The organism is Variovorax sp. V116, assembly GCF_041154435.1.
Lineage (GTDB): Bacteria > Pseudomonadota > Gammaproteobacteria > Burkholderiales > Burkholderiaceae_C > Variovorax > Variovorax paradoxus.
Map to the genome: position 1 here is coordinate 3444904 of NZ_AP028661.1, position 13610 is coordinate 3458513.

The 13610-nt window shown below is 67.1% G+C and carries 11 protein-coding genes; 3 read left to right on the forward strand and 8 right to left on the reverse strand.

Features of this window, described 5'->3' with window-relative positions:
* Positions 1-4: 4 nt before the first annotated feature.
* From ACAM58_RS16425 to glpD, 5 genes are all read right to left on the reverse strand, one after another.
* Entirely contained in the window at positions 5-817 is an 813-nt protein-coding gene (locus ACAM58_RS16425) for a carbohydrate ABC transporter permease (RefSeq protein ID WP_018907388.1), read from the reverse strand.
* A gap of 328 nt (positions 818-1145) precedes the next feature.
* Positions 1146-2036, reverse strand: a complete 891-nt coding sequence (locus tag ACAM58_RS16430) for a carbohydrate ABC transporter permease (protein WP_018907389.1) — start codon at positions 2034-2036, stop codon at positions 1146-1148.
* Between the two features lie 145 nt (positions 2037-2181).
* Entirely contained in the window at positions 2182-3252 is a 1071-nt protein-coding gene (locus ACAM58_RS16435; RefSeq protein ID WP_062366553.1) for an ABC transporter ATP-binding protein, read from the reverse strand.
* Between the two features lies 1 nt (position 3253).
* A complete protein-coding gene (locus ACAM58_RS16440; protein WP_369663096.1) occupies positions 3254-4327 on the reverse strand; it encodes an ABC transporter ATP-binding protein in 1074 nt (357 codons plus the stop codon).
* Complete coding sequence (gene glpD / locus ACAM58_RS16445; protein WP_369663097.1) at positions 4327-6000, reverse strand: glycerol-3-phosphate dehydrogenase; 1674 nt, start codon at positions 5998-6000, stop codon at positions 4327-4329. Before glpD ends, ACAM58_RS16440 begins: the two co-directional genes overlap by 1 nt.
* 121 nt (positions 6001-6121) lie before the next feature.
* Here glpD and ACAM58_RS16450 point away from each other — a divergent pair, with 121 nt between their 5' ends.
* Both ACAM58_RS16450 and glpK read left to right on the forward strand, forming a co-directional pair.
* On the forward strand, positions 6122-6889 hold the full coding sequence (locus ACAM58_RS16450) for a DeoR/GlpR family DNA-binding transcription regulator (protein WP_012748495.1): 768 nt from the start codon (positions 6122-6124) through the stop codon (positions 6887-6889).
* A 365-nt stretch (positions 6890-7254) separates the two neighbouring features.
* The gene (glpK, locus tag ACAM58_RS16455; RefSeq protein WP_369663098.1) at positions 7255-8748 is read left to right on the forward strand and encodes a glycerol kinase GlpK; all 1494 of its coding nucleotides are present in this window, start codon (positions 7255-7257) and stop codon (positions 8746-8748) included.
* 3 nt (positions 8749-8751) lie between these two features.
* On the opposite strand, the gene ACAM58_RS16460 is transcribed toward glpK, so the two are convergent.
* Entirely contained in the window at positions 8752-9213 is a 462-nt protein-coding gene (locus ACAM58_RS16460) for an SH3 domain-containing protein (RefSeq protein ID WP_369663099.1), read from the reverse strand.
* Between the two features lie 35 nt (positions 9214-9248).
* Here ACAM58_RS16460 and ACAM58_RS16465 point away from each other — a divergent pair, with 35 nt between their 5' ends.
* Complete coding sequence (locus tag ACAM58_RS16465) at positions 9249-11093, forward strand: phosphoethanolamine transferase (RefSeq protein WP_369663100.1); 1845 nt, start codon at positions 9249-9251, stop codon at positions 11091-11093.
* Between the two features lie 24 nt (positions 11094-11117).
* On the opposite strand, the gene ACAM58_RS16470 is transcribed toward ACAM58_RS16465, so the two are convergent.
* Complete coding sequence (locus tag ACAM58_RS16470; protein ID WP_012748499.1) at positions 11118-12074, reverse strand: alpha-E domain-containing protein; 957 nt, start codon at positions 12072-12074, stop codon at positions 11118-11120.
* Between the two features lie 11 nt (positions 12075-12085).
* Positions 12086-13579 (reverse strand): circularly permuted type 2 ATP-grasp protein, encoded by a 1494-nt coding sequence (locus tag ACAM58_RS16475; RefSeq protein ID WP_012748500.1) that lies wholly within the window; start codon positions 13577-13579, stop codon positions 12086-12088.
* Positions 13580-13610: the final 31 nt, after the last annotated feature.

The following is a 13610-nucleotide window of genomic DNA, read 5'->3' on the forward strand; positions in this document are numbered from 1 at the left end:
CCTCCTAGACCCGACCCATCGCAAAGCCTTTTGCGATGTAGTGGCGCACGAACCAGATCACGATCGCACCCGGCACGATGGTGAGCACGCCCGCGGCGGCCAGCGTGGCCCAGTCCATGCCGGAGGCGCTCACGGTGCGGGTCATGGTCGCGACGATGGGCTTGGCGTTCACGCTGGTGAGCGTGCGCGCAAGCAGCAGCTCGACCCAGCTGAACATGAAGCAGAAGAACGCCGCCACGCCCACGCCGGCCTTGATGAGCGGCAGGAAAATCTTCACGAAGAAGCGCGGGAACGAGTAGCCGTCGATGTACGCCGTCTCGTCGATCTCGCGCGGAATGCCGCTCATGAAGCCTTCGAGAATCCACACCGCCAGCGGCACGTTGAACAGCAGGTGCGCGAGCGCCACGCCCAGGTGGGTGTCCATCAGGCCGACGGTGCTGTAGAGCTGGAAGAACGGCAGCAGGAACACCGCGGGCGGGGTCATGCGGTTGGTCAGCAGCCAGAAGAAGACGTGCTTGTCGCCGAGGAACGAATAGCGCGAAAACGCATACGCCGCCGGCAGCGCCACGGTGAGCGAGATCACGGTGTTGATGGCCACGTAGATCAGGCTGTTGATGTAGCCCGAGTACCACGACTCGTCGGTGAAGATGCGCGCGTAGTTGGCCCAGGTGAGCTCGTGCGGAAAGAACGAGAAGCTGGAGACGATTTCCTCGTTCGTCTTGAAGCTCATGTTGACCATCCAGTAGATGGGCAGCAGCGCGAACAGGATGTACAGCACCAGGAAGATGCTGCGCTTGCGGAATCTCTTATCGTTCATGTCGGTTGCTCCATTTGTTTTTGTTCTTGTTGCTGTTGTTCTTGGCGCTGCCGTTCAGGGCGCGTGCACAGGCCACCGGGTACTCCCCTCCGCGAATGTCCCCCGGCCTGCGGCCTCCTCCTTGATTTCGCTGCGGGGAGCACCCGATGCCCTGTGCACCAGGGCACGCCGCTGGTGTATGGCTGATCAACAACTGCTCTGTCCAACGCTCCCGTCGATCGGGTGCCTTGCGCAGCGAAATCAAGGAGGAGCCGAAGGCGGGGGACATTCGCGGAGCAAGGTACCCCGTCGGCGGGAGCGCGCCCTGAATAGGAGGACCAGGAACAAATCATTTCTCGACCTCCACTTCCTGCGTCCCGACCCGCTGCATCCAGTTGTAGAGCACGAAGCAGAACAACAGGATGATCAGGAAATAGATCAGCGAGAAAGCAGCCGCCGGACCCAGGTCGAACTGCCCCACCGCCTTCTGCGTGAGGTACTGGCTCAGGAAGGTGGTGGCGTTGCCCGGCCCGCCGCCCGTCAAGACGAAGGGCTCGGTGTAGATCATGAAGCTGTCCATGAAACGCAGCAGCACCGCGATCATCAGCACGCCGCGCATCTTCGGCAGCTGGATGTAGCGGAACACCGCGAACTTGCTCGCGCCGTCGATGCGCGCGGCCTGGTAGTAGGCGTCGGGAATCGAGCGCAGGCCGGCAAAGCACAGCAGCGCCACCAGCGGCGTCCAGTGCCACACGTCCATCACCAGCACCGTGAGCCACGCGTCCGCCGCGCTGCCCGTGTAGTTGTAGTCGATGCCCAGCTTCTGCAGCGCATGGCCCAGCAGGCCGATGTCGGCGCGGCCGTAGATCTGCCAGATGGTGCCGACCACGTTCCAGGGAATCAGCAGCGACAGCGCCACCACCACCAGCACCGCCGAAGACTTCCAGCCCTTGGCCGGCATCGACAGCGCCAGGCAGATGCCCAGCGGAATCTCCACCAGCAACACCGACAGCGAAAAGCCCAGCTGGCGCCACAGCGCCTGGTGCAGTTCGTCGTCGCGCATCACCGAGGCGAACCACTCGGTGCCGACGAACACGCGCCGGTCGGGTGAGATGATGTCCTGCACCGAATAGTTGACCACCGTCATCAGCGGCACGATGGCCGAGAAGGCCACGCAGATCAGCACCGGCAGCACGAGCCACCAGGCCTTTTGATTGATGGGCTTGTTGGTTGCGTTCATGGCTTGGCTCCTTCCCCTTCCGGGGGAAGGTTGGGATGGGGGCAGACGGAGCGCCCGATGGTGGCGCCGCTTGCCCCCACCCCGGCCCTCCCCCGGAAGGGGAGGGAGAAAGACAAAGGCACCAGGCTGTTTGTGATCGGGGTGTTCATGCCACCAGCTCCTCGTCCTTGTAGTAGCAGGTGTGGGTGTCGAGCACCCGCAGCCACACGGTGTCGCCCACTGCCGGCGGCTGGTCGTCCGAGTGCAGCCGCACCTTGACCACGCCGCCGTCGACCTCGGCGCTCAGCATGGCGTGCGTGCCGACGTCCTGCACCTGCTTCACCACGGCCGGCACGGCGCCGGCGGCGCCCGCGTTCGACAGGCGCAGGTACTCGGGCCGGATGCCGATCTTGAGCGCGCCCTGCGGCAGTTCGCGCGTCGGCACGAGCGGCGTGCCCGCCACCTCGAGCGCGCCGTTCGCGCTCTTCGCCGAAAGAAAGTTCATGCCCGGCGAGCCGATGAAGTGGCCGACGAAGGTATGCGCCGGCCGCTCGAACAGCGCCTCGGCGCTGCCCACCTGCACGGCCTTGCCGCGCGTCATCACCACCACCTCTTCGGCGAAGGTGAGCGCCTCGACCTGGTCGTGCGTCACGTAGATCAGCGTGAGCTTGAGCTCGCGGTGGATCTGCTTGAGCTTGCGGCGCAGCTGCCACTTGAGGTGCGGATCGATCACCGTCAGCGGCTCGTCGAACAGCACCGCCGAGACGTCGCTGCGCACCAGGCCGCGGCCGAGCGAGATCTTCTGCTTGGCATCGGCCGCGAGGCCCGAGGCGCGCTGGTTCAGCTGCCCGCTCATGTCGAGCATTTCGGCAATCTCGCCCACGCGCTTCCTGATCTGGTCTTCGGGCACCTTGCGGTTGCGCAGCGGAAACGCAAGGTTCTCGGCCACGGTCATGGTGTCGTAGATCACCGGAAACTGGAACACCTGCGCGATGTTGCGTTCCTGCGGCGTGGCGCGCGTCATGTCGCGGCCATCGAAGGTCACCGTGCCCTGCGACGGCACCAGCAGGCCCGAGATGATGTTGAGCATGGTCGTCTTGCCGCAGCCCGAGGGCCCGAGCAAGGCGTACGCGCCGCCATCGCGGAAGCTCATCTTGAGCGGCAGCAGCGCATAGTCGCTGTCCTGCTTCGGGTTGGGGCGGTAGGCGTGGGCCAGGTCGAGATCGATGCGTGCCATGTCAGCTTCCTTTGCGCCATGCCGGCGCGAGCGCCAGCTTTTCGCCGGCATCGAACACATAGGCCTGCGAAGCACTGAAGTACAGCGTGATCGCCGTGCCCAGCTCGAAGCGGTGCACGCCGGTGAGCTGCGCCACCAGCTCGCCGACCGCCGTCTCCACGTGCACGAAGGTGTCGGAGCCCGAGATCTCGGCCAGCTCCACCTTGCCGGGCAAGGCGATGTCGCCCTCCCCCGCGTCCACGTTCAATGCACTCGCGCGCAGGCCGACGGTGACCGCGCCCGAAACGCTTTCAGGCACCGCCAGCGCCAGCACCGGTCCGCCTGCGAGTTGCACGCGGCCGGGCGTTGCGGTGCCGGCCAGCAGATTCATTGGCGGATCGCTGAAGGCGCGCGCCACGCGCAGCGATTGCGGCGCGTGGAACACCTCGGCGGTCGGGCCGTATTGCAGCAACTCGCCCTCGTCCATCACGGCCGTGTAGCCGCCCAGCAGCAGCGCCTCGCCGGGTTCGGTGGTGGCGTAGATGACCGTCGAATCGCCGGTGGCAAAAAGCTGCGTGAGCTCTTCGCGCAGGCCTTCGCGCAGCTTGTAGTCGAGGTTCACCAGCGGTTCATCGAGCAGCATCAGCGGCGCGTTCTTGGCCAGCGCGCGCGCCAGCGCCACGCGCTGCTGCTGCCCGCCCGACAGCTCGGCCGGCAGGCGGTCGAGGAACATGCCGATGTGCAGCTTGTCGGCCAGCGCCTTCACGCGCGCCTCGATGTTGGCCTCGCCGCGCAGCTTGAGCGGCGAGGCGATGTTGTCGGCCACGGTGAGCGACGGATAGTTGATGAACTGCTGGTACACCATGGCCACGTTGCGCTCGCGCACCGGCATGCCGGTCACGTCCTTGCCGTCGACCAGCACGCGGCCGGTGCTGGGCGTGTCGAGCCCCGCCATCAGGCGCATCAGGCTGGTCTTGCCGGCCTGCGTGGCGCCCAGCAGCACGGTGACCGCGCCGCTTTGGGGCGCAATGCTCTGTTCGTAGAGCCAGGTCTGCGCGCCGACCTTCTTGGTGACGCGCTCCAGAGTCAATTGCATCAGCGCTCCCCGTTGATCATGTAGCTGTTGTTGGTGGTGCGTGCCTGCAGCCAGGCGGCCACCTGCCGGCGCTCTTCGGCCGTGTAGCGCAGGCCGAGCTTCGAGCGGCGCCAGAGCACGTCGTCGGCGCTCACGGCCCACTCGTTCTCTTGCAGGAAGCGCAGTTCGCGCTCGTGGAGGCCGGGTGCCACGGCTTCGCCCATGTCTTCCATGGACTTGGCGTCGCCGAGCAGCTCGGCCACGCGCGCGCCGTAGGCACGTGCCAGGCGACGCGCGAGCTTGGCGTCCAGCCATGCATGGCGCGCCTGCACCGCGGCCACGAAGCGTTCGAAATCGTCGTCGGGCCGCGTGGCGGCGCCGATCCATGCGGAAAGATCGCCGCCGGCCAGGAAGGCGCCATCGGTCCAGGGCGGACGCTGCGCGCTCGACTGGCCGAGCATCTTGCCGACCTCGTCGGCCGCGTCCTCGGCCAGCTTGCGGAAGGTGGTGATCTTGCCGCCCCACACCGACAGCAGCGGTGCCGCGGTGGTGTTCGACTCGAGCATGTAGTCGCGCGTGACGGCCGACGGATCGCCCGACGCATCGTCGAGCAGCGGGCGCACGCCCGAATAGGTCCAGACCACGTCGGCCGGCTTCACGGGCTTGTCGAAATAGCGGCTCGCCTGCATGCAGAGGTAGGCGATTTCTTCCTCGGCGATGCGCGCGGCGCCGGGATCGTCGCCATTCAGCTCGATGTCGGTGGTGCCGATCAGCGTGAACTCGTCCTGGTAGGGAATCGCGAAGATGATCCGCTTGTCGGGGTTCTGGAAGATGTAGGCGTGGTCGTGTTCGAACAGGCGCGGCACCACGATGTGGCTGCCCTTGACCAGCCGCAGGTGCCGCGTGGCCAGCGGCTCGCCCTTGGCCGACTGCGCCACGCCGCGCAGGAACGATTCCGCCCACGGCCCCGCGGCATTGACCACGGCGCGGGCGCGCACCGTGCGGATGCCGCCGTCCGCGGCCTCGAGCGTGGCGGTCCAGCCATCGGCGTCGCGCTGCGCATGCACGCAGCGGGTGCGCGTGAGCACTTCGGCGCCGCGGGCCCTGGCATCGACGGCGTTGAGCACCACGAGCCGCGCATCGTCGACCCAGCCGTCGGAATAGACGAAGCCGCGCTTGAACTGCGGCTTGAGCGGCGCGCCGGCCGCATGGCTGCGCAGGTCGATGCTGCGCGAGCCCGGCAGCACTTCGCGCCTGGCGAGATGGTCATACAGGAAGAGGCCGATGCGGATCATCCAGGCCGGCCGCATCGACGGGTCGTGCGGCATCACGAAGCGCAGCGGCCACATGATGTGCGGCGCGCTCTTGAGCAGCACTTCGCGCTCCTGCAGCGCCTTGCGCACGAGCGAGAACTCGTAGTACTCGAGGTAGCGCAGGCCGCCGTGGATCAGCTTGGTGGAGGACGACGAGGTGTGCGAGGCGAGATCGTCCTTCTCGCACAGCACCACGCGCCAGCCCCGGCCGGCCAGGTCGCGCGCAATGCCGCAGCCGTTGATGCCGCCGCCGACGATCAGCACGTCGCAATCGGTTGCCGGCGAAGGCGGATTGGAGGAGAAATCGCTCACAGAAGATGGGCCCGTTGGTTCATGACTTTGGTCACGGAAGGGCGCCATTGTATTTTCGCGTCTTTTCATTTGGATTCCTTTTGGCGCGATTTTCCTCCGAGTTTTCCCTTAGTTGGATTCGTTTTCTTTCGTTTTAAAGTGGCGCGGCCTGTACTCTCTGGAGAGTCTTCACGCTTTCCACGACGCCTCTGTGAACTCCAATCCGCGCCAGATCAATCTTCTCGATACCGTGCGCACGCGCGGCTCGGTCACCGTCGAACAGCTGGCCGACATGCTGGGTGTCACGCTGCAGACGGTGCGGCGCGACGTGCAGCGGCTGGCCGACCAGGGGTTGCTCACGCGCTTTCACGGCGGCGTGCGCGTGCCGAGTTCCACCACCGAGAACATCGGCTACCAGCAGCGCGAAACGCTGCACGCGGAGGGCAAGGCGCGCATCGCGCGGCGCGTGGCCGAGCTGGTGCCCAACGACTGTTCGCTGATCCTCAACATCGGCACCACGACCGAGGCCATCGCCAAGGCGCTGCTGCGCCACACGGGCTTGCGCGTGATCACCAACAACCTGAACGTGGCGACGATCCTGAGCGGCAACACCTCGTGCGAGGTGATCGTGGCGGGCGGTTCGGTGCGCCCGCGCGACCGCGCGATCGTGGGCGAGGCGACGATCGATTTCATCCGCCAGTTCAAGGTGGACATCGCGCTGATCGGCGTGTCGAGCATCGAGCCCGACGGGTCGCTGCGCGACTTCGACCTGCGCGAGGTGAAGGTGGCGCAGACCATCATCGCGCAGGCACGCGAGGTGTGGCTGGCGGCGGATGCGAGCAAGTTCAACCGGCCCGCGATGATCCAGCTGGGCACGCTGTCGCAGATCGACCGCCTCTTCACCGACGCGGAGCCGCCGGCGCCTTTTGCCGATCTGCTGCATGCGGCGCAGGTTCGGCTCGAGATTGCACGCGATTGAAAATGCAAGCGTGCTTTTCTGTCCTTCCCTTTGGGCGTTGGGTGCTGTCTTCAGGGCGCGCTCCCGCCGACGGGGTACCTTGCTCCGCGAATGTCCTCCGGCCTTCGGCCTCCCCCTTGATTTCGCTGCGCAAGGCACCCCATCGACGGGAGCGTTATGCGGAGCGGTCGTTGATCAGCGATACACCAGCAGCGCGCCCATGTGCACAGAGCATCGGGTGCTCCCCGCAGCGAAATCAAGGAGGAGGCCGCAGGCCGGGGGACATTCGCGGAGGGGAGTACCCGGTGATCTGTGCACGCGCCCTGAACAACAAGAACAACAGCGCCAAGAACAAATGACATGACCCGACGAGGACCATTCAAGCCATGACCTACCTGCTCGCCCTCGACCAGGGCACCTCCAGCTCCCGCAGCATCGTGTTCGACCGCGAAGGCCGCATCGTCGCCATCGCGCAGAAGGAGCTCACGCAAATCTATCCGCGGCCCGGCTGGGTCGAACACGACCCGATGGAGATCTGGCACAGCCAGCTTGCCACCGCGCGCGACGTGCTCGCCAAGGCCAAGGTCCAGCCCGCGGACATCCACGCCATCGGCATCACCAACCAGCGCGAGACCACCCTGCTGTGGAACCGCAAGACCGGCCAGCCCGTGCACCACGCCATCGTCTGGCAGGACCGGCGCGCCGAGCCGATGTGCGCGCAGCTGCGCGACCAGGGCATGGCCGCCACCATCCAGGAGAAGACCGGGCTCGTCATCGATGCCTATTTTTCCGGCACCAAGCTGCGCTGGCTACTCGACAACGTGCCCGGCGCGCGCGCCCAGGCCGAGCGCGGCGAGCTCGCCTTCGGCACCGTCGACAGCTGGCTCATGTGGCAGCTCACCGGCGGCAAGGTGCACGTGACCGACGTGAGCAACGCCTCGCGCACCATGCTCTTCAACGTGCACCGCAACGAATGGGATGCCGACCTGCTCAAGGCGCTCGACATTCCCGCTGCGCTCATGCCCAGCGTGCAGCCGTCGAGCTCGCACTTTGCCGACACCGACGCCGCCCTGCTCGGCCGCGCGCTGCCCATCGGCGGCGTGGCCGGCGACCAGCAGAGCGCCCTCTTCGGCCAGGCCTGCTTTGCGGCCGGCATGGCCAAGAACACCTACGGCACCGGCTGCTTCCTGCTGATGCACACCGGCGGCGAATTCCAGCCCTCGCACAACGGCCTGCTCGTGACCAGCGCCGCGCAGACCAGCGCCACGCCGCAGTACGCGATGGAAGGCAGCGTGTTCGTCGGCGGCGCCGTGGTGCAGTGGCTGCGCGACGGCCTGAAGGCCATCAAGGGCAGCGCGGAAGTGCAGTCGCTCGCCGAAAGCGTGCCCGATGCGGGCGGCGTGATGATGGTGCCGGCCTTCACCGGCCTGGGCGCGCCCTACTGGGACGCCGATGCGCGCGGCACCATCACCGGCCTCACGCGCGGGACCACGGTGGCGCACATCGCGCGCGCCGCGCTCGAGAGCATCGCCTACCAGAGCGCCGCGCTGCTGCAGGCCATGAGCCGCGATGCGGTGGCGGCCGGCGGCACGCCCGTCGCCGAACTGCGCGTGGACGGCGGCGCCAGCGTGAACGACCTGCTGATGCAGTTCCAGGCCGACCTGCTGGGCATTCCCGTGGTGCGGCCCGAAGTGATCGAGACCACCGCGCTCGGCGCCGCCTACCTGGCGGGCCTGTCGACCGGCGTCTACAGCGACGCGCGGCAGCTCTCGAAGCTGTGGAAGGTGGAGCGGCGCTTCATGCCGACCATGGGCCGCGCGCAGGCCGAGGAATCGATGGCGCGCTGGGAGCGCGCGGTGCGGCAGGCCACGGCGACCTGAGGCCTACCAGCCCCACACCAGGCGCCGCGCCACCCAGCCGGTGCCGCCGCCTTCGTGCCGGACCTTGACCCAGTCGCCGCGGCGCTCGAGCGTGCGCAGCACGTCGCCATACGCTGCCCGCTTCACCACCGGGCTGCGCGTGCTCGGCGACCTGCGCAGCACGGCCACCTTGGCCTTCACCACGTGGTGCGGCGTCTTGCTGGTCATCGGGCGGTAGACCCATGCCTTGTCGTTCTCGAAGTCGCTGACCCGCAGCCAGTCGCCCTTGCGGCCGATGACGCGGAACGGGTAGCCCTTGCCCACGGTCCAGTGCGCTTCGTAGCGCTGGCCGGGACCGGTGCGCATGTTCAGGGTGTTGGCCGCGGAACTGACCATCTGCCGCTCGGCGGCGGATGCAGACGGCAGTGCCACCCACGAGAGAACGAATGCGAGGAGCAGCGCGGGCAGTCGGCTGGATCTGAACATGGAGGGAGGGTTCCTTTCTATCGGGCTTCACGAAGATGTCCGGCGATGCCGGGCGAGCCCGTCTGGGCCTGCGAGGCGCAATAAGTTCCGTGGGGGATATCCCGCAGCGCCGCAGCAAAGACCCCGTTGCAGCCCGGACACTGGCAGGCAGCGCACACGCCGCGGGGCAAAATGCGCCCGCCCTCTCGACCTCCCGCTTTGCACGATTGACCACCCTCCACTCCGAAGCGTCCGCTGTCCGGAACGCCTCGCACCCCCTGCTCGCCTGCGGCGCGGTCGGTGCCACGCTGCTGGCATTCATCGTGCTGGGCCACGACGGCCGGCGCATCGCGCAGCTCGCGGTGCTCGCCGCGCCGATGGTGCTGTGGCTCGCGTGGCCGCTGCGCAGCGTGCGGCTGCGGCGCCTGCGCGCGGCGCTCGTCTGGCTCTGGGTGATGGGCTTCGCGCTCGACGGCGTGGCGCGCGCCTACCTGCTCGACACCTACCAGGCCGCGCCCGACGGCGCGATGGTGCTGGGCGCCGCGGCCAACACCAGCGTGCGCGAAAGCACCGAATACCTGAGGATGCACTGGCGGTCCGCCGTCGTCTGGTCGGCGGCGCTGGCGGGGGCCGCGGTGCTCGCGGGCATGTTCGTTCGGCGCGGTGCGGCGGCGGTTTCAGCTTCGGCGGCGCCGGGTGTGCGCCAACGCCTTCCGTTCTGGCTGAGGTCGCTGGTGCTCATGGTGCTGCTGCTCGCCTGCCTGGCCTATGCGAGCAAGCCGTGGCGCCGGCTGCATCCCGCGCTGTTCTGGTCCCAGTGGTCGCATTCGGTCCAGGCGCTGCGCGCCGCATGGGCCGACCAGCAGCAGGTGCGCGACCGCATGATGGCGCAGGCCAAGGCGATCGCGCCCGTGCCGCTGGAGGCCGGCCCGTCGACGGTGGTGCTGGTCATCACCGACAGCATCAACCGCGACAACATGGCGCTCTACGGCTACGGCCGCCCCACCACGCCGCGCCTGCTGGCGCACAAGGCGCAGGCCGGCGACCAGATGGCCGTGCTGCGCAATGCGTGGTCGGCGGACGCGAGCACCCTGCCCGCGCTGCGCAACCTGTTCCACTTCGGCTTGCCCCACACGGAGAACGGCGAGAACCCGCCGCACCTGCTGGCGCTGGCACGCGCCGCGGGCTACAAGGTCTGGTGGATCAGCAACCATGACGACCTGGCCATCGAGCAGCAGCATGCGCGCTTCGCCGATGTGGTGGACATGGTGAACCGCACGCCCGGCCGCGCCAGCGCCTCGCTGGACGGCGAGATCCTCGACTGCGTGCAGGAGGCGCTGCAGGATGCGGGCACCGACCGCAAGCTGATCGTGGTGCACCTGATGGGCGCGCACCCGCACTACAGCCTGCGCTTTCCCGAGAACGCCAATCCCTTCGACGACGACGTGGATGCGGTCGAGACCGGCCTGGTGAAGAACGGCCGGTCGGCCTGGGTGCGCCGCTTCCGGCAGGAGTACGACGCCGCGCTGCTGTACCACGACTTCGTGGTGTCCGAGCTTTTGCAGCAGACGCGCAGCGCGGGCAAGCCGCATGACTATCGCGCCTGGATCTACCTGTCGGACCACGGCCAGGAAGTGGGGCATGGCAGCGACCGTGCGGGCCACAGCCCTTCGACCGCTTCGGGCTACCGCATTCCGGCGGTGATCTGGCGCAACCGGCAGCCGCTGCCGGACGGCGCCGCGCAGCAGCAGCCCTTTCGCGCCGACTGGGCGGCCTGGACGCTGATGGACCTGCTCAAGATCCAGTGGCGCGGCCAGGTGCCCGAGCGCAACGTGCTGGACCCGGCCTACCGCTGGCAGCCTCCGAAGATCCCGGTGGCCGTCGAGTCGTTCTCGCGCTGAGGAAGGGCCGCCGGGGCTGCCCGCTCAGTGCGCCGGCACCAGGAAGTCCTGGCTGATGCGCCCGCCGAGCTCGTTCACCCGGTCGAGGAACTGCGTGAGGTAGGCATGCAGCCCGGTCGCAAGGATTTCGTCGACGCGCGCGTACTGCAGGTCAGCCAGCAGCTTGCCGGCGCGGCGCTGGGTTTCGGCGCTCTGCTCGTTCTGCACCTTGGCGAGGTTGTTCACCACTTCGACCAGGCTCGCATGCAGCGAGCGCGGCATGTCGGCGCGAAGAATGAGCAGCTCGGCCACGCGCTCGGGCTTGATCACGTCGCGGTACACCTTGCGGTACACCTCGAAGGCCGAGACGCTGCGCAGGATCGCGCTCCAGTGATAGAAGTCGTACTCCTGGTCTTCTTCCGTGGCGGTGCCGAAGAACTCGCTGTTGAGCGCGTGGAACTTCACGTCCACCAGCCGCGCGGTGTTGTCGGCGCGCTCCAGAAAGGTGCCAAGGCGCGAGAAGTAGAACGCCTCGTCCTGCAGCATGGTGCCGAGCGTGACGCCGCGCGACAGGTGCGAGCGGAACTTGACCCATTCGAAGAACTGGGCCGGGTCGCGCTCGAAATCGCCGGCGCGCAGCATGCGGTTGACCTCGAGCCAGGTGGTGTTCTGGGTTTCCCAGGCCTCGGTGGTGAGCGCGCCGCGAACCGCCCGCGCATTCTCGCGCGCGGCCTTGAGGCACGAAAGGATGGAAGACGGATTGCTCTCGTCCTTGACCATGAACTCCATCACGTCGTGCGGCGTGATCTGCTCGTACTTCTTGTTGTACGAAGGCAGCAGCTCGCTGATGGACAACACGCCCTGCCAGCCGTACTTGGCCACTTCGGCCGACTGGGGCAGCAGCGAGGTCTGGTAGTTGACGTCGAGCATGCGGGCGGTGTTCTCCGCGCGCTCGGTGTAGCGGGACATCCAGTAGAGGTGATCAGCGGTGCGTGACAGCATCTTTTGTGCTCCTACGATTGGCTTTGCGACTGTGCCGCCTTGTTGGGCCTGGGCGCGCGGTCGGCTTCGAGGATCCAGGTGTCCTTGGTGCCGCCGCCCTGCGATGAATTGACCACCAGCGAACCCTCCTTGAGTGCCACGCGCGTGAGGCCGCCGGGCACCATCTGCACCTCGCTGCCCGAAAGCACGAAGGGGCGCAGGTCGATGTGGCGCGGCGCAATGCCGGCGTCGACGAAGGTCGGCGAGGTCGACAGGCTCAGCGTGGGCTGCGCGATGTAGCCGTCGGGCTTGGCGATGACGGCCTTCTTGAAGTCCTCGATCTCGGCCTGCGTGGCGGCCGGGCCGATCAGCATGCCGTAGCCGCCGGCGCCGTGCACCTCTTTCACGACCAGGTCCTTCATGTTGTCGAGCGTGTACTGCAGCTCGTCCTTGTTGCGGCACATGTAGGTGGGCACGTTCTTCAGGATCGGCTTTTCGCCGAGGTAGAACTCGACCATCTTGGGCACGTAGGGGTAGATCGACTTGTCGTCGGCCACGCCGGTGCCCACGGCATTGCAGATGACGACGTTGCCTTCGCGGTAGGCGCGCATCAGGCCCGCGCAGCCGAGCGTGGAGGTGGGGCGGAAGACCTCGGGGTCGAGGAAGTCGTCGTCGACGCGGCGGTAGATCACGTCGACGCGCCGCGGCCCGCGCGTGGTGCGCATGTAGACGAAGTTGTCCTTCACGAACAGATCCTGCCCCTCGACCAGTTCCACGCCCATCTGCTGGGCGAGGAAGGCATGCTCGAAGTAGGCGCTGTTGTACATGCCGGGCGTGAGCACCACCACCGTGGGCTCGGCCGTGGCGGGCGGTGCGCTGGCGCGCAGCGTTTCCAGCAGCAGGTCGGGGTAGTGCGCCACGGGCGCGATGCGGTTCTGGTTGAACAGCTCGGGGAAGAGCCGCATCATCATCTTGCGGTTTTCCAGCATGTAGCTCACGCCGCTGGGCACGCGCAGGTTGTCCTCGAGCACGTAGTACTCGCCGTTGCCCTGGGCATCGGGGGCGCGCACGATGTCGATGCCCGAGATGTTGGAGTACACGTTGTGCGGCACGTTGACGCCCATCATCTCGGGGCGGAACTGCGCGTTGTTCAGGATCTGCTCGGCCGGAATGATGCCGGCCTTGATGATTTCCTGGTCGTGGTAGACGTCATGCAGGAAGCGGTTGAGCGCCGTCACGCGCTGCACCAGCCCCTTTTCCATGCTCTCCCACTCGTGGGCCGGAATGATGCGCGGCAGCAGGTCGAACGGTATGAGCCGCTCGGTGCCGGAACCGTCCTCGTCCTTGGCGCCGTACACCGCAAAGGTGATGCCGACCCGGCGGAAGATCATTTCCGCCTCTTCGCGCCGCGATCGCATCACCTCGCCGGGTTGCTTCGCAAGCCATTGGTCGTAGCGCTTGTAGTGCTGTCGGATTGCAGCCCCCGCATAGGGCAACTGCTCATACATCTCGTCGAATTTGTGCATGGAACGACCAATCTCCTTGAGCCATAGCTTA